At 53.3% G+C, this 25,762-nt stretch carries 23 protein-coding genes; 4 read left to right on the forward strand and 19 right to left on the reverse strand.

What is annotated here, in order from left to right:
• Window positions 1-46: 46 nt before the first annotated feature.
• The 13 genes from JNC80_RS01600 to JNC80_RS01660 all read right to left on the reverse strand — a co-directional run bounded on the left by JNC80_RS01600 (window position 47) and on the right by JNC80_RS01660 (window position 14,236).
• On the reverse strand, window positions 47-865 hold the full coding sequence (locus tag JNC80_RS01600) for an ATP-binding cassette domain-containing protein (protein WP_225686286.1): 819 nt from the start codon (window positions 863-865) through the stop codon (window positions 47-49).
• Window positions 862-1,878, reverse strand: coding sequence for an ABC transporter ATP-binding protein (locus JNC80_RS01605; protein WP_376709298.1), 1,017 nt, complete (start codon window positions 1,876-1,878; stop codon window positions 862-864). The genes JNC80_RS01600 and JNC80_RS01605 overlap by 4 nt, the downstream gene beginning before the upstream one ends.
• Window positions 1,875-2,735 (reverse strand): ABC transporter permease, encoded by an 861-nt coding sequence (locus JNC80_RS01610; protein ID WP_374788343.1) that lies wholly within the window; start codon window positions 2,733-2,735, stop codon window positions 1,875-1,877. Before JNC80_RS01610 ends, JNC80_RS01605 begins: the two co-directional genes overlap by 4 nt.
• 2 nt (window positions 2,736-2,737) lie before the next feature.
• A complete protein-coding gene (locus JNC80_RS01615; RefSeq protein ID WP_075654199.1) occupies window positions 2,738-3,691 on the reverse strand; it encodes an ABC transporter permease in 954 nt (317 codons plus the stop codon).
• Window positions 3,692-3,730: 39 nt separating this feature from the next.
• The gene (locus JNC80_RS01620; RefSeq protein ID WP_376709623.1) at window positions 3,731-5,197 is read right to left on the reverse strand and encodes an ABC transporter substrate-binding protein; all 1,467 of its coding nucleotides are present in this window, start codon (window positions 5,195-5,197) and stop codon (window positions 3,731-3,733) included.
• Between the two features lie 149 nt (window positions 5,198-5,346).
• Window positions 5,347-6,099: a glucose 1-dehydrogenase gene (locus JNC80_RS01625; protein WP_376709299.1), complete on the reverse strand. Its 753-nt coding sequence runs from the start codon at window positions 6,097-6,099 to the stop codon at window positions 5,347-5,349.
• Between the two features lie 33 nt (window positions 6,100-6,132).
• Window positions 6,133-7,596, reverse strand: a complete 1,464-nt coding sequence (locus JNC80_RS01630; RefSeq protein WP_376709300.1) for an aldehyde dehydrogenase family protein — start codon at window positions 7,594-7,596, stop codon at window positions 6,133-6,135.
• A gap of 1 nt (window position 7,597) precedes the next feature.
• Window positions 7,598-8,284, reverse strand: coding sequence for a GntR family transcriptional regulator (locus tag JNC80_RS01635; protein ID WP_376709301.1), 687 nt, complete (start codon window positions 8,282-8,284; stop codon window positions 7,598-7,600).
• Window positions 8,285-8,411: 127 nt separating this feature from the next.
• A complete protein-coding gene (locus tag JNC80_RS01640; protein ID WP_376709302.1) occupies window positions 8,412-9,185 on the reverse strand; it encodes an enoyl-CoA hydratase in 774 nt (257 codons plus the stop codon).
• Window positions 9,182-10,081, reverse strand: coding sequence for a 3-hydroxyisobutyrate dehydrogenase (gene mmsB / locus JNC80_RS01645; protein WP_376709303.1), 900 nt, complete (start codon window positions 10,079-10,081; stop codon window positions 9,182-9,184). Before mmsB ends, JNC80_RS01640 begins: the two co-directional genes overlap by 4 nt.
• Window positions 10,081-11,226 (reverse strand): isobutyryl-CoA dehydrogenase, encoded by a 1,146-nt coding sequence (locus tag JNC80_RS01650; protein ID WP_376709304.1) that lies wholly within the window; start codon window positions 11,224-11,226, stop codon window positions 10,081-10,083. The genes mmsB and JNC80_RS01650 overlap by 1 nt, the downstream gene beginning before the upstream one ends.
• Window positions 11,216-12,991, reverse strand: coding sequence for an AMP-binding protein (locus JNC80_RS01655; RefSeq protein ID WP_376709306.1), 1,776 nt, complete (start codon window positions 12,989-12,991; stop codon window positions 11,216-11,218). The genes JNC80_RS01650 and JNC80_RS01655 overlap by 11 nt, the downstream gene beginning before the upstream one ends.
• A gap of 60 nt (window positions 12,992-13,051) precedes the next feature.
• Entirely contained in the window at window positions 13,052-14,236 is a 1,185-nt protein-coding gene (locus JNC80_RS01660; protein WP_376709307.1) for an acetyl-CoA C-acyltransferase, read from the reverse strand.
• 104 nt (window positions 14,237-14,340) lie between these two features.
• On the opposite strand from JNC80_RS01660, the gene JNC80_RS01665 reads away from it, so the two are divergent.
• A complete protein-coding gene (locus JNC80_RS01665) occupies window positions 14,341-15,411 on the forward strand; it encodes an AraC family transcriptional regulator (RefSeq protein WP_376709308.1) in 1,071 nt (356 codons plus the stop codon).
• On the opposite strand, the gene JNC80_RS01670 is transcribed toward JNC80_RS01665, so the two are convergent.
• The 6 genes from JNC80_RS01670 to JNC80_RS01695 form a co-directional block, all read right to left on the reverse strand.
• On the reverse strand, window positions 15,314-16,162 hold the full coding sequence (locus tag JNC80_RS01670) for a phosphatase PAP2 family protein (RefSeq protein ID WP_376709309.1): 849 nt from the start codon (window positions 16,160-16,162) through the stop codon (window positions 15,314-15,316). The two genes, JNC80_RS01665 and JNC80_RS01670, sit on opposite strands and share 98 nt — an antisense overlap.
• A 486-nt stretch (window positions 16,163-16,648) precedes the next feature.
• Window positions 16,649-17,839: an ATP-binding protein gene (locus JNC80_RS01675; RefSeq protein ID WP_376709310.1), complete on the reverse strand. Its 1,191-nt coding sequence runs from the start codon at window positions 17,837-17,839 to the stop codon at window positions 16,649-16,651.
• Window positions 17,836-18,534: a response regulator transcription factor gene (locus tag JNC80_RS01680; RefSeq protein WP_022710844.1), complete on the reverse strand. Its 699-nt coding sequence runs from the start codon at window positions 18,532-18,534 to the stop codon at window positions 17,836-17,838. The genes JNC80_RS01675 and JNC80_RS01680 overlap by 4 nt, the downstream gene beginning before the upstream one ends.
• A gap of 258 nt (window positions 18,535-18,792) precedes the next feature.
• Window positions 18,793-19,608, reverse strand: a complete 816-nt coding sequence (locus JNC80_RS01685) for a hypothetical protein (RefSeq protein ID WP_376709312.1) — start codon at window positions 19,606-19,608, stop codon at window positions 18,793-18,795.
• Window positions 19,609-19,764: 156 nt separating this feature from the next.
• Complete coding sequence (locus JNC80_RS01690; protein WP_376709313.1) at window positions 19,765-20,688, reverse strand: hypothetical protein; 924 nt, start codon at window positions 20,686-20,688, stop codon at window positions 19,765-19,767.
• A gap of 80 nt (window positions 20,689-20,768) precedes the next feature.
• The gene (locus JNC80_RS01695) at window positions 20,769-21,587 is read right to left on the reverse strand and encodes a sugar phosphate isomerase/epimerase family protein (protein WP_376709624.1); all 819 of its coding nucleotides are present in this window, start codon (window positions 21,585-21,587) and stop codon (window positions 20,769-20,771) included.
• A 382-nt stretch (window positions 21,588-21,969) separates the two neighbouring features.
• Between JNC80_RS01695 and JNC80_RS01700 the strand changes: the two genes are divergently transcribed.
• From JNC80_RS01700 to JNC80_RS01710, 3 genes are all read left to right on the forward strand, one after another.
• Complete coding sequence (locus JNC80_RS01700) at window positions 21,970-23,604, forward strand: ABC transporter substrate-binding protein (protein ID WP_376709314.1); 1,635 nt, start codon at window positions 21,970-21,972, stop codon at window positions 23,602-23,604.
• A 98-nt stretch (window positions 23,605-23,702) separates the two neighbouring features.
• A complete protein-coding gene (locus JNC80_RS01705; protein ID WP_376709625.1) occupies window positions 23,703-24,737 on the forward strand; it encodes an ABC transporter ATP-binding protein in 1,035 nt (344 codons plus the stop codon).
• Entirely contained in the window at window positions 24,734-25,753 is a 1,020-nt protein-coding gene (locus JNC80_RS01710; RefSeq protein ID WP_376709315.1) for an ABC transporter ATP-binding protein, read from the forward strand. Before JNC80_RS01705 ends, JNC80_RS01710 begins: the two co-directional genes overlap by 4 nt.
• The last annotated feature ends 9 nt before the right edge of the window (window positions 25,754-25,762 follow it).

A 25,762-nucleotide genomic window follows, 5' to 3' on the forward strand; every position in this document is an offset into this window, starting at 1 on the left:
GTCAGACAGACATTCAGTTTTTCATTACAAAGTTTTCACCCGCATTTTACGCCCGTATTTTTTTACGTCGGCCGGAAAACGGTTTTGGCACGGCATTAACCAGTGCTTGTGTGTATGGATGCTGCGGATTGTCAAAGACCTCATTGGTCGGCCCTTCTTCAACAATTCTGCCCAAATGGATCACCGCCACACGGTCTGTAATCACCCGCATCACACCAAGGTCGTGACTGATAAACAGATAGGACAGGCCGAATTGCTCCTGCAAATCCATCATCAGATTGAGCACCTGCGCCTGAATGGAAACATCCAGCGCCGAAACCGGCTCATCAGCAACAATCAGTTTCGGGCGCGTAATCAATGCGCGGGCAATCGCAATACGCTGGCGCTGACCGCCGGAAAATTCATGCGGATATTTATCCGCGGCTGATGCGGACAAGCCTACCGCCTCAAGCACCTGACGGATACGCTCTTCACGGTTTTCCACTGTTGTGGCACTTTCCAGTGACACAACCGGCTCCGCCAGAATGCGGCGCACAGAGTGGCGCGGATCGAGCGAACCGTAAGGATCCTGAAAAATAGCCTGAAACTCCTTGCGTGCGGCTTTCAGCTCCGCCCGCCCCAGGCTGTAAATATCCTTGCTATTGATGGTCACACTACCGGATTGCGGCTTTTCCAGCCCCATTACCGACCGTGCCAGTGTAGATTTACCGGAACCGGATTCGCCGACGATGCCAAGACTTTCACCCTGCTTCAGGCTGAGGCTGACACCATGCAGCACCCGCAAATTTTGCGGCTTGGAAAGCAAGGACTGTTTTGGCAACGTATAATCACGCACCAGATCGCGGACTTCCAGAAGAGTGGTCATGCCATCACCTCATCTGTCAGCGGATGAAAACAAGCGACCCGATGCGTCACATCCAGAAAATCCGTATTACCTAACGGCGGGACTGTTGCACGGCAATCAGCCTGCACAAAACGGCAGCGGTCAGCAAAGCCACATTGTGGCAAACGACTGAACGGATCGGGCACCACACCGGCAATCGTGGTCAGGCGCTGGCGTTTATCCGAATTTTCCGGTTTTGGCCGCATTGTCAGACTATGGGGCGAGGCAGCGAACAGCCCACGTGCATAAGGATGCGCCATATGGCGGAATACGTCCTGCGTATCGCCGGTTTCGACCACACGCCCTGCATACATCACTGCAATGCGATCCGTCATTTCCGAGACTACGCCGAGATCATGGGTAATCAGCAGCAGTGCTGTGCCGCTCTCGTCAATCAGCTCATCCAGCAGATCAAGAATTTGCGCCTGCACGGTAACGTCCAGTGCCGTGGTCGGCTCATCCGCAATCAGCAATTCCGGCTCGCAGGCCAGTGCCATCGCAATCATCACACGCTGGCGCTGACCGCCGGATAATTGATGCGGATAAAGTTCCAGATCAAAGCGCGGGGCAGCAAGGCCAACACGATCCAACAAACGACGCGCGACCTTGTCAGCATCGGCACGGTTTTCTCTCAGATGCAGACGACGACCTTCACTGATCTGTGCACCAATGGTTTTGATCGGGTTCAGCGCCGTCATCGGCTCCTGAAATATCATCGCCATCTGTCGACCGCGCATCGTGCAATGGGCAGTCTCTGAGATCGTCGTCAGATCCTGCCCGTCAAAGCGCAGGGTTCCGCTCAATGCCATACGATGCGGCAACAGCCCCATGACAGCCAATGCGGTGATGGATTTGCCGGAGCCGGATTCCCCGACAATGCCTAGACGTTCGCCACGGTTCAGTGTCAGCGTGATGCCGGACAGAATTTCGGCCTGCTTGCCTCCGGCTTGCAAATGCACGCCCAGATCACGGATTTCGAGAAGCGGTGTGGTCATCTCTCTCTCCTGACACGAGGGTCGAGTATATCACGCAAACCATCACCCAGCATATTCAACCCGAGAACCGCAAAGGTAATGGCCAGCCCCGGAAAAATCGCCAGATGCGGCGCATCATAAATATAGGTCTGCGCATCATTGAGCATCTTACCCCAGCTTGGCATAGGCGGCTGCGTACCAAGACCGACATAAGACAAACCGGCTTCCGCCACGATAGCCAAGGCAAACTGAATGGTCGCCTGCACGATCAGCACATGGCCGATATTCGGCAGAATGTGATCCAGCGTAATCGCCACATCACCACGCCCCGCACAGCGGGCGGCCAAGACATAATCGCGCTTCCATAAACCCATCGATGCACCACGGGTAATACGGGCGAAAACCGGAATGTTGAAAATACCAATAGCGATCATCGCATTAACCGCACCGGGGCCGAATACAGCAGTGATAATCACGGCTGTCAGCAGCGCCGGAAAAGCAAAAGCCAGATCGGTCATGCGCATGACAAAGCCGTCAATCATACCGCCGCGTGCCGCCGCATAGGCACCGAGCGGCACGCCAAGCCCCATACCAACCGCAACGGCAATCAATGCCACCGACAAAGAGTTGCGCGCACCGACCATGACCATCGACAGCACGTCACGGCCAAGCGCATCGGTACCCAGCCAATGCTGCATCGACGGCCCCTGCAATTTGCGCAGGATATTCATGCCTGTGGGGCTGTAAGGTGTCCAGACCAGTGACAGCACGGCCAGTCCGATCAGAAATCCGGTAATGATTGTACCAATCAACAGGCTGCGGCTCAGTCCGAAAGACAGCAAGACCATACGGCTGCGACGGGAGAAATTCTCTGCCATGCTCATGCCCGCACTCCTGTGGAAAGGCGCGGATCAAGAAAGCCATAGGCCATATCCACCAAGAAGTTCACTGCAATCACACTGGCTGCCAGCAAGGTCACCAGCGACTGCACCGTGACCAGATCACGCTGCGCAATCGACTGGAAAATCAGACGACCAAGACCCGGCAGATTGAACACGTTTTCAATAATGATCGTACCCGCCAGCAGAAATGAGAATTGCAGACCCAAGATCGTCACCACAGGGATCAGTGCATTAGGCGTCGCATGTTTCCACAAGGCTGCATTGCGGCTCAAGCCCTTGGCGCGGGCTGTGCGTACAAAATCTTCGCTCAGGGTTTCCAACACTGCGGAACGGGTAACACGCGCCAGAATGGCAGCCAGCGGCAAGGCCAGAGCCACGGCCGGCAGGATCAGCGAGCGGGTGCCTGCCCACAGACCATTTTCCCAACCGGCAAAACCAGAAGCCGGAAACCAGCCAAGTGTGAGGGCAAAGAACAGGATCAGCAACAGGCCGAGCCAAAAATTCGGGATCGCCACACCAATCTGTGCAACGCCCATCCCCACCACATCGGTTGCACTGCCGCGCTTTGAAGCGGCGATCACACCAAGAGGAATGGCGATCACCACCGAGAGGATCATTGCCAGCACCGCCAGAGGTAAAGTCACCTGCAAGCGTGGCCCGATCAGCTCACTGATCGGCACGGAATAAGTATAGCTGGTGCCGAAATCACCAACCGGAAAGCCGGTAATCCAATTGAAATAACGAACAATCAACGGAGCATCGAGACCGAGCTGTTTTTGCAAGGCCGCCAAAGTGTCTGGCTGCGCATTAATGCCGAGCATAATCGCTGCCGGATCGCCCGGAAGCACCTGCATCAGCAGGAAAACAATAACTGAGGCCGCCAGCGTCGTCAGGATCAGAGAGATCAGACGCCCTGTAAAATAACGCAGCAAATGCGGCCTCCTTCAATATTCATTTCAGCATCAACAGGATCAGTCTGCCCAGTACACACTGGTCAGGTCATTGGCCGGAATGGTCTGATTTTTCCACATACCTTTGAGCTTCTTGTCCCAGACACCGATTTTCGGCAGGGCATAGAGAAACACATTCGGCTCGTCTTCAGCGAGTTTGCGCTGCAACTGGCCAAGCAATTCAAGCTGTTGCTTGTCGTCTGTTGCTTCTGCGAACTGCTTGTAAATCGCCTTATATTCAGGGCTGTTATAGTTGAAGTAGTATTTGTCCCGCGCATAGATATCGAGATCGCGGGTTTCCACATGAGCGATGATCGTCGCGTCAAAATCACTGCGGGCAAAGACCTGATCCAGCCATTGCGCGAACTCAACCGGCACAAGTTTCACCTCAATGCCAACTTCTGCCAGCATTGCCGCAATCACCTCACCACCACGGCGTGCATAGGCAGGCGGCGGCAACATGATGGTAATGGAAGTCCCCGCAGGCACACCGGCTTCTGCCAGCAGTGCTTTAGCCTTGGCCACATCATAAGGATAGGTATCGCTCAGATCGACATAGCCCGGTTCAGCCGGTGTGTAATGGGCACCGATCGTCTTGGCGAGACCGGTGGTAATTGCTTCCTGCACCACATTGCGGTCGATGGCATGGGCAAGCGCGCGGCGCACACGCACATCATCAAATGGCTTGCGTGCGTTGTTAAGCGACATAATCACTTTGCCCGCCGTCGAGCCGATTTCAACGGCAAGACGTTCATCGCTTTGCAGGCGGCTGATCAGCTCCGGTGCCGGAAATTCAGGAAAAGCATCGACATCACCGGCCATGACTGCTGCGGCAGCCGCTGACGGATCGCTGATGAAACGGAAAGTGATTGCAGAGAGCTTAGCAGGCTCGCCCCAATAATCAGGATTGCGCTCGAACTCGATCCGGTCGCCCTGCAGCCAGCGCTTGAATTTGAACGGCCCTGTGCCAACCGGATTGGTTTTGTTGGTAGCAATCGTATCCGGTGCCATCATTACCGCATCACCCCAACCCATCCCGAACAGGAAGGTTGAGGACGGGCGTTTGAGTGTTACAACAGCACTTGCCGGATCAGGACATTCGGTCTTTTCAATCGGCGCAAACAATGCCTTTTGTGCATTGGTGGAATCCGGCGCTATGGCGCGGTCATAAGTGAATTTCACAACAGAACAATCGAAGGGCGTACCATTATGAAATTTCACGCCCTGACGCAGCTTGAATGTATAGGTCAGATTATCCGGTGAAATCGTCCAGCTTTCCGCGAGGTTCGGCTTAACAGCGCCCTCTTCATCAATCCGCACCAGACCTTCATAGAGATTATTATAGGTCAGCCGGCGGATGGAAGCCGCAGCATTTGCTGTCGGGTCCATACCCGGAGGTTCCAGCACCTCGCCAATTGCCAATGTGTCTTTTGCCAGCCCTGAACCGCTCGTAGCCACAACAGCAATCCCCGTCATTGCTGCCAGCATAAGCTGTCCGGTCAAATATTTATATCGCATTGCCTGTCCCCTTATTTATATCATCCTGATGTTGCTCAGGAATTACCGGAATAGAGCTGGCCAAATTTTACAATGAACCATTGTCAGTTCAAATGCTTATCACATTTGATGCCGTAGTTTTAAATTGAACGGCCGCCATCCACATCCAATGCAACGCCGGTAATCATACTGGCTGCCGGTGAGCACAAAAATGCAGCGCTTTCCGCCAGATCTTCCGGTCTCAGCAAACGGCCAAGCGGAATGGAAGCGCGGAATTTCTGACGGATTTCTTCCGTATCCTCACCCATAAATGTCGTGAGCAATGGGGTTTCACCCGCCACAGGATTGAGCGCATTGACGCGGATATTTTCCGGTGCCAACTCAATAGCCAGCGCCTTGGTGGCGGATACAACCCAGCCCTTGGTGGCATTATACCATGTGAGGTTCGGACGCGGACGGGCAGCGCCTGTCGATGCAATATTGAGAATGACACCGCCGCCATTGTCTTTAAAATGTGGAATTAAAGCGCGGCTCATCAGATAAATACCGCGAATATTTACCCCGACAATGCGGTCAAATTCATCAGGCTGCACATTTTCCGCCGGCTGTGGTTTATGACCGATACCGGCATTGTTGATGAGAATATCAATCCGCCCGAACTGCATCTGCGCCTGACGCACCGCTTCCGCCACACCATTTTCCGATGCAATATCCGCTTCAACCGCCAGCCCCTTGCCGCCAAGTTCTCCTGCCACGCGCTTTGCACCCGCAGCATCGCGGTCAACGACAACCACATTTGCACCTTCGCGGGCAAATTTACGCGCCATAGCCTCACCAAAACCCGAACCTGCGCCGGTGATGATTGCAGTTTTATTCTCAAGCGAACCAGTCATTATGCGGTATTCTCCCATGCGATTTTCTGCAGATCAGCCGTGATAGACCGAAATGGTTTTCAGCGAGGCAAAGCCATAAAGCGCCTCAAAACCTTTCTCACGACCGTGGCCGGAGCGTTTCACCCCGCCAAAAGGCAGCTCAATGCCGCCGCCTGCTCCGTAATTATTGATAAACACCTGTCCGGCATGCACCGCATGCGCCATACGCAATTGCCGCGCGCCGTCTTTTGTCCACACGCCGCAAACCAGCCCGTAAGGTGTGCTGTTAGCCAGCGCCACGGCTTCCTCTTCCGTATCAAACGGCATAATCACCTGTACGGGGCCGAAAATTTCTTCCTGTGCCAACCGATGCTGCGGCGGCACATCACGCAGTAAAGTCGGGCGTACATAGGCACCATTTTTCGGTGCATCAGGTACAATTTCACCCTGCGCCGCAACAAGCAAACCATCCTGTTTTGCCAGTTGCAGATAATCTTCAATGATCGCTTTCTGACGTGCCGATACAACGGGCCCGAGCGACAGATCAGCCTCAGCAGCACCCACTTTGAGCGCGTGATAACGCTCACTCATAGCGGCAATCACCTGCTCATAGACTTCACGCTGCACGAGAATGCGTGAGGAAGCAGAACAGGTCTGTCCTGCATTCTGAATGCCTGCATTGACCAGAAACGGCAATGCACGCTCAATATCCGCATCAGCAAACACGATTTGCGGGGATTTACCGCCGAGTTCCAAAGTCACCGGCACAGCATTTTTAGCCGCTGCGGCCTGCACTGCCTCACCGGTACGTAAGGAACCGGTGAAAGAAATATGATTGACCTGCGGATGGGAAGACAAAGCCGCTCCGGCCTCGGCACCCAGTCCTGTCACCACATTCAGCGCACCGGTCGGCAATCCGGCCTCGTGGGCAATCCGCGCAAATTCGAGAATGGTCAGGCAGGCTTCTTCCGCTGGCTTGACAACCGCAGCATTGCCCATAGCCAGAGCCGCACCAAGACTGCGGCCAAGGATCTGCATCGGATAGTTCCACGGGATAATATGCCCCGTCACGCCATGCGGTTCATAGACAGACAGAACGGTGAAACCATTCTGATAAGGCAGTGTATCACCATGAACCTTGTCAGCAGAGGCACCGTAAAATTCCAGATAACGCGCCAGCGCTACCACATCAGCGCGCGCCTGCGTTAAAGGCTTGCCGACATCACGCGCTTCCAGCACAGTCAGAAGATCAATCTCACGCAATACCGCTTCTGAGATTTTATGCAGAATACGACCGCGTTCGGTTGCGGTCATTTTCCCCCAGAAACCGGATAAGGCTGCACGCGCGGCATCAACGGCGAGATCAATATCAGCCGCAGCGCCACAGGCGATCAGCGCCAGATCACTGCCGTCTGACGGATTTTTCAGTGTCAGCACCTCACCCTGCACAGCGTCCTGCCACACACCATTGATGAAATTGCCGTAGCGCCGCTGTCCGTTCTCTATCCCGTGTGCCATGTCATTCTCTCCCGCAGGATATTTCCTGCTGATTATTTTGCATCATCTGAAGGCTGTTGATGGTCTTGCGGATATGCTGCCGCGCCAATTCCTCAGCCCCTGTACCGTCTTTGCGCGCAATCGCCTCAACGATCAGAGCATGTTCCTCAATGGCATTTTTCGCCCGCTCTGCCGTGAGCGCAAAAACCGGCGCAAAGACCTGCGAGGTCATGCGCAACAGAGGCACAAAATTCTCCAGAGAGGCATTGCCGCCCGCTGCCATTACCGCCAGATGAAAATCGACATTAGACTGCGTATAGGCTTTGGAATCCCAAGGCTCGATAATGGAGCGCTGATGCATAATGAGTTTTTCAAGACCGGCAATCGCTGCAGCATCGGCGCGTTCCGCAGCAAAACGTGCGGCAACACCGTCAATCACTTCACGCACGGCATAGGCATCAAGCAGATGCGGCAGGTCAACACTTGCCACACGCACACCGCGACCAGGGAGATGAACGATCAGACCATCGCGCTCGAGTACCCGCAATGCTTCACGCAGCGGCGTGCGGCTGATACCGAATTCAGCAGCAATATGCTCCTGTCGCAAAATCGTGCCCGGCGCATATTGACCCGCATAGATGCTCTCACGAAGTGCTTGCGCAACCTCGTCCAGCAGCCTCGTTTGGCTGCTCCATTTATAGCTGGACAAGCCTGTGTTCCCTTATATTTTTCAGTATGATTATCCAGGATACAAAATTGTTCAAGACAAAAATGCCCTTCACCAGATATTTGTTTTCAAAGGCTTCTCCCGTCTGAAGTGAATGCGTGATCTGGCCTCAGCGGTGCAGAAAAAACGGATCGCGTTTTTCGATAAAAGCGCTCATGCCTTCTTTCTGATCGTGGCTGGCAAAGCCGGAATGGAACAGACGGCGCTCGAATTTCACCCCCTGAGTCAGCGTTGTTTCATAGGCCGCATTCACAGCCTCTTTCGCCATCATAGTCACCGGCAGGGATTTCTCTGCGATAGAGGATGCCACACTCAAAGCTTCTTCAAGCAGCTGATCTGCCGGAATGATACGGGAAACCAAACCGCAGCGCTCGGCCTCATCGGCCTCCATCATTCGTCCTGTCAGGCACATATCCATAGCCTTGGATTTGCCTACAAAACGGGTGAGACGTTGCGAACCGCCCATACCCGGAATAACGCCAAGGCGGATTTCCGGCTGGCCAAAGCGGGCATTATCTGCCGCCAGAATAAAATCGCACATCATCGCCAGTTCACAGCCACCGCCCAGCGCATAACCAGCCACAGCGGCAATAATCGGTTTGCGCACCGAGGTAAAACGCTCCCATTCGCCGAACCAGTCTGCCACGAACATAGTGCTGAAATCCTGCGCCTGCATTTCCTTGATATCTGCACCGGCGGCAAAGGCCTTGATAGAGCCGGTCAGCACAATACAGCCCACATGTTCATCTTTGTCCGCCGCTTCCACCGCCGCAATCAGTTCTGCTGCCAGCTGCCGGTTCAGAGCATTCAACGCCTGAGGACGGTTCAGCGTGATGAGCAGCACACGACCATGCATTTCTGTGAGAATGGTTTCATAAGTCATGATGTCCCCTCCTTGCCGCGCAACAGGCGGATAATACCGGAGAAATCCTCCCCGCCCGAACCAAGTGCGTTGAACAGATTATAGAGCTGTGCTGCCTCCGCTCCCAATGGCGTGGTTGCCCCCACAGAAGCAGCCGCCTCCTGCGCCAGTTTCAAATCTTTCAGCATTAAGCTTGCAGCAAAGCCCGGCTGATAATCCCTGTTGGCAGGGGATGTCGGCACCGGCCCCGCCACCGGACAATTGGTGGTGAGCGCCCAGCACTGGCCGGACGAAGTGGAGGCCACATCAAACAATGCCTGCTGAGAAAGACCCAGCTTTTCACCCAAAGCGAAAGCCTCGCACACACCGATCATGGAAATGCCGAGGATCATGTTGTTACAGATTTTCGCCGCCTGCCCTGCACCGGCCTCACCGCAATGCACAATGCGTTTCCCCATAGCAGCCAGCACAGGTTCGGCTTTGTCAAAAGCAGCTTTTTCACCACCGGCCATAAAGGTAAGCGTTGCTGCCGTTGCACCGACAACACCACCGGAAACCGGCGCATCAATGCTCAATAATTTATGCTCCGCCGCCATTTCATGCGCCTTGCGGGCACTGTCGACATCAATGGTCGAGCAATCAATTAACAGTGTATCCGGCACAACCAGCGCTGTCAGTTCACGCCAGACGCTCAACACATGGGAACCGGCGGGCAGCATGGTGATAATTACAGTCGCACCCTGCACGAGCTGCGCAACATTATCCGCAATCTGAACGCCGTTTGCTTGTGCTGCTTGTTTTGATGCCTCAACCAGATCAAAACCGCGCACGTTAAATCCCGCTTTGACGAGGTTGGCCGCCATAGGCCCGCCCATATGACCGAGGCCGATAAAACCAATAGTCTTATTAGTATTCATTAATCTCTCCCGCTCAGCAGCTCACGGGCGATAATCACCCGCATGATCTCATTGGTGCCTTCCAAAATCTGATGCACACGCAAATCGCGCACCAATTTTTCCACGCCATATTCGCTCAGATAACCGTAGCCGCCATGCAGCTGCAGCGCCTGATCGGCCACGTTAAATCCGGCATCAGTGACAAAACGTTTGGCCATAGCGCAAAGCTTCACCGCATCGGCATCATGACGATCGAGCGCACGGGCTGCACGGTGCAAAAATGTACGCGCCACTTCCAGCTCCGTAGCCATATCGGCAAGACGGAATTGCAATGCCTGAAACTGATGCAGCTTTGAGCCGAAAGCCTTGCGCTCATCCATATAGATCAGCGCCTTGTCAAAAGCGGCCTGCGCGCCGCCAAGCGAACAAGCGGCGATATTCAACCGCCCGCCATCAAGCGCAGACATAGCAATTTTAAAACCGATGCCTTCCTGACCAATCAGGTTTTCCGCCGGTACGCGCACATTATCGAACATCACCGTGCGGGTTGGCTGGGCATTCCAGCCCATTTTCTTTTCATTGGCACCGAAGGACAAGCCGACTGAATCCTTCGGCACGATAAAGGCCGAGATGCCTTTGGCTCCTGCCGCGCCGGTTCGTGCCATCACGATATAAATATCACTCGCACCGGCACCGGAGATAAACTGCTTCTGCCCTGTGATCAGATAATCATCACCATCGCGCACGGCTTTGGTGCTGAGATTGGCGGCATCGGAACCGCAGGACGGTTCGGTCAGGCAATAGCTGGCGATCAGCTCCATAGGGGTGAGTTGTGGCAACCATTTTTGCCGCTGTGTTTCTGAGCCATAGGCATCAATCACCCATGCGCACATATTATGGATCGACAGGAACGAGGCGATGACCGGACAGCCCTGCGACAGTGCCTCAAAAATCAATGCCGCATCCATGCGGGTCAGGCCGGAACCACCAACATCATCACGAATATAGATGCCACCCATGCCCAGTGCCGCCGCTTTGCGCAGCACATCCACGGGAAAGTGCTTCTGCTCATCCCACTCCAGAGCATGAGGTGCCAGTTCCTGCGCGGCAAAACCCGCAGCCATGGCGAAAATGCTGCTCTGCTCCTCATTGAGTTCACCGGACATGGTTCTCTCCTTCGCTCTGCACAGGTCTGTTGCGCCCGATGTTCAGTTCCGGAAATTCACCCTCATCAAACGCAATGCCACGGAACACATCATCCTCGATGCCCTCCCGCTCTAAACGGCGCAGTTGCACACGGCGGATTTTTCCGGAGATTGTTTTGGGCAGCTCCCGCACAAATTCCAGTGAGCGGATGCGCTTGAACGGTGCCAGACGCTCATTGGTATATTGCAAAACGGAAAGTGCGAGCGCACGCGAAGGCTCTTCACCGGCGCGCAGCAGAATATAGGCTTTGGGAACAGACAAGCGGATCGGATCATCCACCGGAATGACGGCGGCCTCCGTCACCGCATCATGTTCCAGCAACACGCTTTCCAGCTCAAACGGGCTGATACGATAATCAGAGGATTTAAACACATCATCGGCGCGGCCAACGAAATGCAAGTAACCATCCGCATCCTGATAGGCGACATCACCGGTGCGGTAGACACGACCATCGGTACCGCTGAGCCTGCCGTCCGTTTCTTGATACCCCTGCATCAGCCCTGCCGGATGTTTGTCATCCAGCAGCAGACAGACTTCGCCTTCCTGCGCTGCATGGCCGTCCGCATCAAGGATCACCACCTCATAGCCCGGCAATGGCCTGCCCATCGCGCCGCTTTTCACATTCTGCGCCGGACTATTCGCCACCTGTGCCGTGGTTTCGGTCTGGCCATAACCGTCGCGAATGGTCAGTCCCCATGCCTCACGCACCTGCTCAATAATTTCAGGGTTGAGCGGTTCACCGGCACCCACGACTTCGCGCAGGCTCATTTTACAGGTTTTGAGGTCTTCCTGTATCAGCATACGCCACACCGTTGGCGGGGCACACATTGTGGTCACTGCACAACGCTGCATTTCTGCCAGCAACACTTTGGCGCTGAAGGCTGGCTGATTGACCACCAGCACGGTGGCACCGGCATTCCACGGTGCAAAGAGCGAACTCCATGCATGTTTCGCCCAACCGGGGGATGAGACATTCAGATGGATATCGGCCGGTTGCAAACCTACCCAATACATGGTCGAGAGCGAGCCGACCGGATAGCTGCGATGACTGTGCCGTACCAGTTTCGGCTTAGCGGTGGTACCGGAGGTGAAATAAAGCAGCATCGGATCATGCGGCTGTGTTTCACCATCCGGCTGAAACACCGGAGATTGGCTAAAAGCCTCATTATAATCGTGCCAGTTACTGTTTTCTGCGGCATGACCATTCGGCACCTGAATGCGCAGCACCTCATTTCCGGCCAATCCCTCGCATTTTAAGAGCTGATCGCCGGTTGCGAGAATGGCGCAGGCATGGCCGCGTTCCAGCCGGTCGGATAATTCGTCCGGTGTCAGTAAAGTCGTGGCAGGGATGACGATTATGCCCAGTTTCATCGCTGCAAGCATCACTTCCCACAGAGCAGGCACATTGCCGAGTAGTACCAGCAGATGATCGCCGCGCTTCAATCCAAGCCCGCGCAGATAATTGGCAAGCTGGGAAGAGCGGATGCTCAGATCGGCAAAATTCAATTTTATGTCTGTTTGCGTGGCGCTATCGACAATCCACAACGCGGTCTGATTGCGGCTTTGCGGATTGGCAGCAAGTTCGGCATCAAACCAGTCCAGCGCCCAGTTAAAGGGCAGTGCCTCCGGCCAGACAAAACCAGCTTTTGCAGCCTGATAATCCTCGCGATACTGCAAAAGAAAATCACGTGCCTGTTTAAAACTCTCCGTACTCAGCTGCCTCATGCAATCCTCCCAAAATGCATAAATCACTGTGTCTGCGATTTCATAAAACCGCGCTGATTGTCAGGTGAAACGCTCCACCGCTATGGCTGTTGCCTCACCGCCGCCGATACAAATACTGGCAATGCCGCGCTGCAAATCATGGGTCTGTAAAGCTGCCAGTAATGTCACCAGAATACGGGCGCCCGATGCACCGATCGGATGGCCGAGCGCACAGGCACCGCCATGAATATTCACTTTCTCCGCTGGCAGATTGAGCTCCTGCATTGCAGCCATTGTCACCACGGCAAAGGCCTCATTGATCTCGAAAAGATCAACATTATCCGCTGTCCAGCCGGTTTTCTCATAGAGTTTACGCATCGCACCGATCGGAGCAGTGGCAAATAAACGTGGCTCATGGGCATAAGATGTCTGCGCAACAATACGGGCAAGCGGTGTCAGCCCGTGTTTTTCTGCCTGCGAAAGACGCATCAGTACCAGTGCCGCCGCACCATCAGAAATAGAGCTGGAATTGGCTGCTGTAACCGTTCCGTCCTCACGAAAGGCAGGGCGCAGAAACGGAATTTTCTCCGGTCGTGCTTTGGCCGGTTGTTCATCCATATCAATCAGATGCGCGGAATTGCCGTTTCCCGTAACAACCGGCGCAATTTCCTTTGAGAAATAACCGCGCTCCAGCGCCGTCTGCGCACGTTTTAAAGAGCGTAGTGCAAACTCATCCTGCGCGGTGCGGCTGAACTGAAAGGCTTCGGCACAATCCTCAGCAAAACTGCCCATCAGACGGCCTTTTTCATAGGCATCCTCCAGCCCGTCGAGAAACATATGATCACTGATTTTTCCATGCCCCATGCGATAGCCGCCACGGGCTTTATCTAGCAGATAGGGCGCATTGGTCATACTCTCCATGCCACCGGCCACGATAATATCCGCACTGCCACCGGCCAGCATATCATGCGCCAGCATCACCGCCTTCATACCGGAACCGCACATTTTATTAATCGTCGTAGCTCCCGACGCTACGGGAATGCCGGCAGCAATAGCGGCTTGTCGTGCCGGTGCCTGCCCCTGTCCCGCAGACAACACACAGCCAAGCAAAGTCTCATCAATCTCGTGTGCTGCAATCCCTGCCCGCTCAATCGCGGCCTTGATTGCTGTTGCACCAAGTTCTGCCGCCGGTACCGCGCTGAAGGCACCCTGAAAAGCGCCCAGAGGTGTGCGTGCCATGCCGACAATAACCACAGGATCTGCCATCTGCGCGCCCTCCCGGAGTTGCATATTCAGATGAAGAAACATTGAGCCTAGCCCTAAGATCTATGGCAAAGAATGACAGTTTGGACTTTATTTTATGATCGGTTTTGCCATATCTTGTTATTCAGGAGCAGGAGGAAACCATGATCGGTCGTGGCTTTGTTGATGATGCACTGACAGTCTTGCAACACTATGCACCTGCCAAAATACCGGATGTGCTGGCAGGTGCTGGTATTGATGCCAAGGCCTTACAGCAACCGGATTTCAAACTGGATGCCGCACATTACAGCCGCCTCTGGCTGGCGATTGCGGAGGAAATTCAGTGTGAGTTTTTCCGCTTTGGCCAGCGCCCGATGCCACCCGGAAGTTTCGCCATGTTGTGCCATGCCGCCCTTTCCAGCGATAATCTCGAACATGCCATCCGCCGATCATTACGCTTTTTTACCTTGCTGATCGGTGAACCGAAGGGCGAATTGATCCTGCGCGATGGGCTGGCTGTTATTGTGTTGCGTGAGGTGAACCCAGCACGTCCGGCCTTCGCCTACCGCACCTTTTTTCTCATTCTTTACGGCGTGCTGTGCTGGCTCGTGAAACGGCGCCTGCCAATTCACGATATTGGTTTTCGCGGGGCGCCTCCGCCGGACAGGCCGGATTATCTGGATTTTTTCAGTACCAAAGTCCGTTTTTTTCAACAGGAGACCAGCCTCAGCTTCGACCCTGCTTTGTTGTCGCTGAAAATCCACCGCAGCAAAGCAGCCCTAAGGCAGTTTCTGGCACAGGCACCGGCCAATATTCTGCTGCGTTATCGCTATGATCGCGGCAGTGCATCAGCAATCCACAAATTACTGCGGGAAACCCCGCCTGCCAACTGGCCGAATTTTGCACAGGCAGCGCAAAGCCTGCATATATCCGAACCGACACTACGCCGCCATTTGCGGGCAGACGGCATGAGCTATAGCAGCCTCAAAGAAGAACTTCGCCGCCAATATGCGCTGAACTGGCTGCAGGAAACCGATAAGCCTGTCGGAATGATTGCGGCAGAACTCGGCTATACGGAGCCGAGTGCTTTTCACCGCGCTTTTAAAAAATGGACTGGTGCAAGCCCTGCCCGCTACAGATCATCGCAACCGGAGCCAGCCACACGAAACCGCGATTACGGATACGCTGACCGATCTTGAAAATGAAGTTGTCAATGCGATCGCCATGGCGCTGAAAAACCGGCCAGAACCACGCCATAGTAATTGCAACAAACAGCCAAGACAGCGTGATATCCGAGAGAAAATGGGCTCCCATAACCAGCCTGTTCAGCGAGAAAACCAAAGCTGCAAAACCGGTAATAATCAGCAGCCGCACACGATTGGCACCGCCCAGAACCAGCGGAATAGCAAGCATTGCCATAGCACTCGCGGATTCACCCGACGGAAAAGAGCAACTGCTCTGACAACTCTTGGCAATCTGCCATGCCGGACTGAAAAACGAACTGCCGCCGAATTCCATAATTTCATTCGGACGGGCACGGCCGACAAGATATTTCAAACCATGAACAATAGCTGCAGCACCGATAGCATAGACAGACAGAATATAAAGCAGCTTATGCGGTGCAGGCAGCCAGCGCCGGTTAAACAGACCTTGCAAGATCAGACAAGCAAGCAATGCAGGCACGATGATTGCCGGCAAAGTGCGGTGCAGATCACGCAATGTCAGTAAGAAACGGTTTTCATGTAGCGGAAACTGGCCTGCACGATCTGCAAACCAGCCGGAAACCGTAATATCAATGACCGGTATCACCATGAAGATAAAGCTGACAATCACTGCCAGTCTTATCAGCATGTTAAGTCTGCAATTGCCATGGCGAATGGCAGAAACATTGCCGTGCAATGGACCGGCAGAACTGCGTATCAGTGCAGGCAGATTATTATTTATACCCATAGAAATTCACGCACGAATAAATACAATAAAAACAAAACATAAATGTAAATCATGAGGTAGCTTTCTCATGGGACGACACTCCGTCCGGCAAGCATCATATGTTGGCCTGTCAGTAAAAATTCACTTTTGTAAAGATTCCGTCTGATAGCTTGCGCTCGTTTTGGATTGCGCGGAAGGAATGAAGAAGACACAAGCGCATGTAACCGCTGCGGCCACTTGGCAGGCAGGTTCTTCTTATCCTGAAATTCTGACTGAAGCCCCGTATAGTATAACACGCAACAATTCTCGCTCACATTTATTACACGGTTTGATGTGCAGCAGAATTGTCAAGATTTAACCGGAATAAGATGTGATCCGGTTTAAGACTTATCGTCAAACAATATATTCAATATTATTTTTTAAAATTTACCTATGAAAACTGTATTATATGACAGTTTCATAAATATTACTCCGTATTACGGAATTACAAATCCAGATATTCTGAATTTATGCCAATGTCCCGTCCGGCTTATTCTCCGCCAGTTTGCGCGGAAAAATCATGGTCACGCAAGCTCCGCCCTCAGCCAGACTGGCCTGCTCCACTCTGCCGCCATGGGCAGTCACGATTGCACGGACAATTGACAAGCCCAGACCTGACCCGCCGGTTGCTCTTGCACGGGACGGCTCGCCACGCCAGAACACATCAATCGTATGGCCGGAAAATTCCTGATCGAAGCCGGGTCCGCGATCAATAATGCGCAGAAAGGCTTCTTCTTTATTCAGATATCCGCTTTCACAGCGCAAATATCCGCCGGATGATGCATAACGGCAGGCATTTTCCAGAACCGCCAGCATGGCCTGCCGCAGACGCTGACTATCCGCCGGAATGATGGCTCGCTTCAGATTGGTTTCCAGCACCATTCCCGCTTCGGCGAGCAGTGAGCGTGAAGCCTGCAAGACCTGCTCAGCCGCCTGTGCAATATCTGTATTACAGCGCTCGGTCACCAGTTTCTGGCTGGCTGCAAGCGATAAGGTACGCAGGTCATTGACCAGACGGGTCAAACCTTCCACCTGCATCAACAGGTCTTGAATCCGGTCATCGTCCCGCGGGAAAATCTTATCGGCCATTCCCTGCAATATACCCTGAACAATGGTCAGAGGCGTACGCAACTCATGGGCCACCGCCATGGTGTTGAAGCGCAGACGACGCTCCATATTCTCCAGCTCTTCTGCCAGCGCATTGAAACGCTCGATAAGCATCGCAACTTCGCTTGTGCCTTTAACCGTGTCAGGAACACGGACGGAAAAATCGCCTTCACGCAGGTTATTCACTACGCGTGTAAGCTTTTCCAAAGGGCTGCTGAATTTACGGGCAAGCCAATAACCGATGAGGCTGCAAATCAACGCAGCCCCAAGTCCGAATTTCAGCACCAGAAGATAAAGTTCAGCCTCTGCATCTTCGTATAAAGGCGTCAGTTGCTGGACAAGAGCCAGAAAATCGGCCTCTTTCGGAAGCTCCCCCCTGTCCAGCATCTCATAAGCGAGACGGGCATTATCACTGATCTGGCTCAGATATTGCTGCTCATACAGGCCTTGTACCCACATGACACCAAAGAAAATAATCGAAAAACTGAGCATCAGCATCGCTGCTGTGACCAGAGCTGAAACCGTACTCAGCGACAAGCGGGATAATTTCATCGTGGTTCTGCCAGACGGTAGCCAATACCGCGCACCGCCGGGAACAGACCGGACGGCCCGCCTGATGCTTCAATTTTGCGGCGCAGATTGGCAATATGCGTATCTATGGTACGAACCAGCGCATCACTTTGCGGCAGGCAGGCATCCAGCAGATCATTGCGCGGAAATGCATGGGTCGGACGCCGGATCATATGGGCGAGAATGCGAAACTCGCTCAGCGTTAACGGCAGCAGCTGCCGCTCCTCATCCGTATCGGTGAAAGCCGCATGGGCATCGAAATCAACCAGAATATTCTCAAAGCGGATCGCTGCATTGGCCGCATTATTACGGGTGCGGCGCAACACGGCATTCACCCGTGCCACAACTTCCTGCGGGTTGAACGGCTTAATCACATAATCATCCGCACCGAGGCGCAGACCTGAGAGACGATCCAGATCTTCTGCCAGCGCGCTGATCATAATCACCGGAATATTGCTTTCCCGCCTTATACGCGCCAGAACTTCAAAACCGTCATATTTGGGCATTTTGACATCCAGCAGGATCAGATCCGGCGACAGCATGGCATGATGGCGCAATGCTATTTCGCCGTCAGAAGCACAGACTGTGCGGAACCCGTCACGGATGAGGTAAGCTTCGAGAATACCGGCAATTGCCGGTTCATCTTCAACAATCAGTATCAAGCCTTTGTCAAGCATTCCGCACCTTTTATACCGGGTTCGCACAAGGCAATATAGTTTGACAAATCAATATCAACCATCACCTGCATAGGGAAACAATTGCCAGTATAAGCTGAATGTCAAGATTTTGTGTGCGTCACGCCAAGCATCAAAAGGCACATTCCTAATAAAGTGCCTGCATATTGCCGGTAAACATTATTTCCCGACAAATTGTCCGATTTCCGCCAGTTAAAGAGAACCTGTTCAAAAGAACAAGTTCTCTGCACATTATTACATTCAGACTGCCAGTGCGTTCTCAATAGCCTGTTTTTCATCCGCCGTCAGATCAAGCCGGTTCAGATCTGCATCCAGCAGCACCGGCACGTCACATCCCTGTGGCAGCACAGCGAGCGCGGGTGTTTCATTCTTCTTATTTCCGGCTGCAACGCTCAGATAAAACGGCTCTTCTTTCTTCTTAAAACGGCTGGCACGCTTCTTCTTTTTACCCGCTTCATTCAGGTAGCTGTAAAACACATTACGCATACCGTAATTCGACTGAATACCGGTCACGGTGACAGCAACCGGCTTAAGAGGCAGTGGTTTGCGGATTTTCTTATTCAGACCACGCGTTCTGAACATGGCCACAATCACAGCAATCGCGCCACCGATCAGCAGCACAGTGAAAACACCGAGCGTGAAAATGCGATCCCATAGCTTTTCGATGCCCAGATCCAGTGTCACCAGTGACGGATCATCATCGGAGCGAACGATTTCCACATCATAGCCGGAGCGGTTCATGTCAAAAAACATGAAGCTGACGCTCTCCTGAACAGATTGACCGGCGCTGTCCTTGAAAACAATATCGGCTTTACAATCGGTCATAATCAGCTGGCGGGTTTTGCACTCGCCTTTGCGCAAGCTGGCATTCTCATCCACGACCGGATTCTGGCTGATTTTATAGTCGCGCAGAATACCCGGCCCTTGGTACCAGAGCAGAAACGCACCAAGCGCCATACAGACAATCATCGCAAAAGAGAGGATAATACCGCCGGAAAAGCCGGAATTTTTGATCTGAATTGCGCGACGCGGAAACGCCTGTTCAAGAGCCTGCATATGAATAATGTCCTGATGCCTGATACGAAATGTTTTTTCCGCTATAACGAAAACCAGACACCGAGACCACCGGAAACCGTTTCACAAAACGCAAGCCCGCGTAAAAAAATTTGTGCAGGTCCGGTCAAACCCGCTCAGAAAAATGCTGCCAAAGCCTTATTTACCGGCATAAACGGCACTGATTTTCAGATTTTTCTGAAACGCAGCCAGCACAGCCAGCGGTGAGTTATCCGATTGGGACACAGAAAAAGCTGGATCAAAAACCAGCTTTATCGCGGCCTTAGATTGCGGATGCGGCAGATCAGCAATCAAACGGCTGAGTGCCTGTTTGCCGTCGGCATCAATCATATTGGCTGACAATCCCGCGACAAAAGCCAGCGCCATAGAGCGATATTTTTCAACTTCCGGTTCCGGATCATCATTATAACCAATCATCCCGACGATAGTTGTCATAACATAATTTGCAAAGAAACCCTGATCGTCGAGCTCGGTCGAAATCTCGCGAATTTTCATGGTTTCCAGAGACGAGCTTTGCGCCCCCAGAATATCAAAACGCGGCAATTCAGACAGCTCAACCGTCGCGGATGACAGCACTTCACCAATATACCGGCCGGAGAAACGCGCTTCATTCACGCGGAATATTTTACTGTCCTTATCCCATTGATAAGCCAGCTTCAGATCAAAACCATTCTTCTGAATTTTGCTTAAATAACGCATCGCAGGGAGACTGGACGGCCAGTATCCGACAGCCTTGACAGAGATTTCAGCCCATTCCGGCCAGTATTCAGCGTCCTTTTCCAGCGGAGCACTGCGGATTTCAACGGTTTCGGCTGACCAGCTCTGATAGGTTCCGGCATCGATGGTGACATTGCTGAGTGTGCAGCCATCTGCACGATAGGTAATTTCAGCGCCGTCCAGAATTGAAGACAAATCCGCCTCAGCAAAAATAGCCGCGCAAGGGCCTTCCGCCTTAACCTGTTCCTGCTTCTGCGGTTCTGCCGGATTTTGTTGTGCAAGCACTGTACCTGTCCATAAAGCAGACAAAAGGCAGGCAGACAAAACCGGACGCAAAACAGACATAACAGGCTCCTCAAAATGCAACATCCCGCCGGTGTAACACCGGCAGGACGCAACAACAATTCTTTTCGGCTGCTAAAGGTTTACTGTCCGAGACCAATAGCTTCCAGATAATTCATCGATTTTTTAATGTCATTATGATCGCGCATTTCCAAAATCAGGCGCGGATTGCTGTCATATTGCTTGAGTGCTGCAAAGACAGCTTTCCAGTTGACTGTACCGTCACCGGTTGCCCAATGGCGGTCTGCATAGCCATCCGCATCCTGCAAATGCACATGTTGCAAACGGTTGGCTGCGGCATGAACGAAATGATCAACCGGTGCGGCACCGGTATTGCCATGCGCATAATGCGCATGACCGGTATCAATAGAAACAGCCACGGCAGATGAATTGAAGCTGTCAGCCAGTTTCAGGCGCTCAAACGGATTGATATCTTCAATATTTTCAATCACAAAAGTCACGCCCATATTTTCTGCACGGTGAATAGCCGGTGCCAGAGTGAGATGGGTGTTCTCCGTAACTTCTTCACGGCCTTTAAAACCATCATCCAGATGGTTGTAAGACCATGTGGTGAACGGGCTGTGGATCACGATCTGATCTGCACCAAGGAATTCACAAACATCCAGCGCCTGATCGAGACGTTTCTGTACAACAGTACGCACATCCGGATCCGGTGTATCAATGGTGAAGCCCCAGAACGGGCCGTGAATGCCCAGACGCCCCTGATGCCCATCCAGCTGTTTCTTGATTTCTTCAGCCATCGGCTTCCAGTCGCCGATCAAAACATCAGCATTGATAAAGCTCTGGATTTCCAGATCACGCGGCTTTTCCAGATACCAGTCGCGATGAACCGGCATTTCCTCAACCAGCAGGGCAGCACCAATAATCGGCAGTTCAGACATTGTCTCGTCCTCGATAATAATCAGATAGCCACACTCGTTGAAGGATGGCGCCAAAACGCAATGCACAATTCCATAATATGCATCGTCAGAGCGGTGCGGCAACTCTGCCACCAACCGCATGGGCGCGCTCTTGCCTGTATTATATGTCAGGCATTTTACAGCCTTGTGCAAAATTGCTCAAAATTCAAAATTTCATAAATAATTCATGCTGTTGCAACACAGAAACCCACCGTCAACAGAACGTCATGAAAAGATAAAATCAGATTTATACCCTTGTCATACAGAGAGCCTATTCCGCTGCCAGCCCATGCCGGCACGGTTTTCACCCCTGCTTTTAACGGCCGGACGGCATGACATTTCTGTCAACAACGGGAGACCTTTGATGGTTTCGATTAACCGGCGTAATGCACTCGGCCTGATCGGCTTCGGCGCAGCCTCTCTGACCCTGCCACGCTTTGCCATTGCGCAGAGCAATGACCGTCCTTCCATCACCATTGCGGTGCAGAAAGTATCCAATTCCAATACGCTTGATGTATTGCGCGAACAGTCCAATGTGGGCGAACGCGTTTTCTTCTCGCAATTGTGGGAAGCGCTGATCGGTCTTGATTATATGAATAATCTCGTTCGTGCACCGGCACTGGCGACCGAGTGGAAACGTATTGACGATCAGACTGTTGAACTGAAACTGCGCCAAGGCGTGAAATTCCACAACGGCGATGAAATGACCGCCGAAGACGTGGCTTTCACTTTCAGCACAGATCGTATGTTCGGTGACACCAAGCCGAATACCGGCGAGACTTTGCGCGTTCTGGAAATGAACCCGACCAACCGCGAGAGCAAAGAACTGCCGCCGGAAGTGCCAGCCACAGCGCGCCGCAATTTCCCCTCGCTGCTCGGTGTTGAGATCATCGATAAATATACCGTGCGCTTCAAAAACGGTACGCCGGATATCACGCTGGAAGGCCGCATTTCCCGTTACGGCAGCCAGATTATGAACCGCCGTTCTTTTGAAGAAGCCAGCAGCTATCTGGACTGGGCACGCAAGCCTGTGACCACCGGCCCTTATAAGATTGTTGAATTCAAGCCGGATAATTATCTGCAGCTTGAAGCGCATGATGACTATTGGGGTGGCCGCCCGCCGCTGAAAAGCATCCGCTTTGTTGAGGTGCCGGAAGTGGCCTCCCGCGTCAACGGCCTGCTCTCCGGTGAATATGATTTCGCCTGTGATATCCCGCCGGATCAGATCGAAACCATCGAGAAAAATCCGGAATTCGAAGTGCTCGGCGGTGCAGTGCTCAATCATCGTCTGACCGTGTTTGACAAGAACCATCCGCAGCTTGCCAATCCGCTGATCCGCCGTGCTTTCACCCATGCGATCGACCGTCAGGCTATCGTGGACAGCCTCTGGGCAGGCCGCACAGAAATTCCGGCTGGTCTGCAATGGGCCTATTATGATGACATGTTCATCAAGAACTGGACTGTTCCGGAATATAATCCGGATCTCGCCCGTCAGCTGCTCAAAGAAGCCGGTTATAAAGGCGATCCGATCCCTTATCGTCTGCTCAACAATTACTACACCAACCAGACCGCAACCGGTCAGATTTTGGTGGAGATGTGGCAGCAGGCCGGTCTCAATGTTGAGATCGAGATGAAGGAAAACTGGCAGCAGGTGCTGGAACAGACCCCGACCCGCGCTGTGCGTGACTGGTCTAACTCAGCTCCGTTCAATGATCCGGTTTCCTCCATTGTCAGCCAGCATGGCCCGAACGGCCAGCAGCAACAGGTCGGCGAATGGACCAATAAGGAAATGAACGAATTGTCCGGTTTCCTTGAAACCAGCATGGATCAGGGCAAGCGTCGTGAAGCCTTCAAGCGAATGCTGGAAATCTGCGAGCGTGAAGATCCGGCCTATACGCTGCTGCATCAGAACGCGACTTTTACCGCCAAACGTAAATCCGTGAAGTGGAAAGCCGCCCCGGCCTTCGCCATGGAATTCCGTAGCAACAACTGGGGTTAAGCCCTGTGAGCCATGCGGGTGCCACCATCCGCATGGCTTTTTTTGTTTCATTCTCTGCCTCGGCATTTGATGCCGGTATTTATGACAGGAGCGCGTCGATGGCTTTGGTCGAGATCGCCGATCTGAAAGTGGCTTTTGACGGCGTGCAGGTTTTGCACGGTATCAATCTGAAAATCGAAAAAGGCGAAGCCGTAGGGCTGGTCGGGGAATCCGGTTGCGGCAAATCCGTGACATGGCTGGCAGCGCTTGGGCTGTTGCCGAAGAAAGCTACGGTCTCCGGTTCTGTCATCATTGACGGTGCTAATCTGGTCGGTGCACCACGGCGTAAACTGGAATCCGTGCGCGGATCACGCATTGCCATGATCTTTCAGGATCCGTCCTCTTCGCTCAATCCGGTGATCCGTGTCGGCAAGCAGATTGAAGAAGCGGTGAGATTGCATCGCGGTATTTCCGGTACGGCTGCGCGCAAAGAAGCGCTGCGCCTGATGGAACTGGTCGGCATTCCCGATGCTGCCCGCCGCCTTGATAATTTTCCTCATGAGTTTTCCGGCGGACAGAACCAGCGCCTGATGATTGCCATGGCGCTCGCCGGTGAGCCGGATTTGCTGATTGCCGATGAACCAACCACGGCGCTGGACGCGACTATTCAGGCGCAGGTGCTCGACCTGCTCGCCCGTATCCGTCAGGAAACCGGCATGGCGATTGTGTTTATCAGCCATGATCTCGGTGCAGTATCGCAAATCTGCGAGCGGGTTTGCGTAATGTATGCCGGACGCATGATCGAGAAAAGCTCGACAGAGGCGCTTTTCGCTCAACCGCGCCATCCCTATACACGCGGGCTGTTTGATGCGATCCCGCGCATTGACGGCGGGCGTGAACGTCTTGTTCCGATTGAAGGTACTGTGCCGGAACCGGGAAAACTGCCGAAAGGCTGTGCTTTTTCTCCGCGCTGCAACCGTGCGGAAAATCGTTGCAAAAGCGATCTGCCGCCTTTGACCGGCAATCAGGATGATCGCTATGTCGCCTGTTTCCGTCCTGTCGAAATACGCGACACTGTTATTCCTGCCGCACCGGTTGTACCGGCTGCATTCATTGCTCCTGCTCAGGCAACACAGCAGCAGGTGCTGTCATGAACAAGCCGCAGCTCGAAGCCAAAAACCTAAGCAAAATCTACACCTCAAAGCGCGGGTTGTTTGCCAAGCCCACAGAAGTCAAAGCCGTTGATGCGGTGAGCCTGTCCATACAAAAAGGCAAAACACTGGGTATTGTCGGCGAAAGCGGCTCCGGCAAATCCACCACCGGTCGCCTATTGCTCGGGCTGGAGCGTCCCAGTACCGGTGAAGTGCGTTTTGACGGTGAGGTTCTGCCGCCTGCCCGCACAAATGAATGGCGGGCTTTGCGCAAACGTATGCAGCTTGTCTATCAGGACCCTCTGGCTGCTCTCGACCGCCGTCTGACCATCGCCACACAGATTGAAGAACCGCTGCTGATCCATGGTATCGGCGACAAGGAAAGTCGTGCCGCACGGGTAAAAGAACTGATGCAATCGGTCGGGCTGATGCCGCATCATGCAGCGCGTTTTCCTCATGAGCTTTCCGGCGGGCAGCGCCAGCGTGTGGTGATTGCCCGTGCCATTGCCTGCAATCCTGAACTGCTGGTTTGCGATGAAGCCGTCTCTGCATTGGATGTTTCCATTCAGGCGCAGGTAGTCAATCTGCTGCGCGACCTGCAGGAGAAAAACGGCATTGCCATGGTGTTTATCAGCCATGATCTGAAAGTGGTACGCAATATCAGTGACCGCGTGGCGGTGATGTATCTGGGGCGGATTGTTGAGGAAGCCCCGTCCGATGTGATTTTTCAGGCACCCCAGCATCCTTATACGCAGGCACTGGTTTCCAGTATTCCGGTGCCCGGCACGCTCCTGAGCAATCGTATTATCCTGCAGGGCGAACCGCCAAATCCGGCAGCAAGACCAAGCGGTTGTGCCTTTCATCCGCGTTGTCGTTTCGCATCTGAGCGCTGCCGCACCGATGTGCCGGAAACCTTGCACACCGGCAAAGAGCATAGTGTTGCCTGTCATCTCTATGACAAGGGGCAAACAAGCCATCTCTATGATGGCGCATCGCAACCCGTAGCATTAGCCGGATAACAGGACAGA

It is taken from the genome of Pseudochrobactrum lubricantis, from assembly GCF_041929865.1.
In the GTDB taxonomy this organism is placed as follows: Bacteria; Pseudomonadota; Alphaproteobacteria; order Rhizobiales; family Rhizobiaceae; genus Pseudochrobactrum; species Pseudochrobactrum saccharolyticum.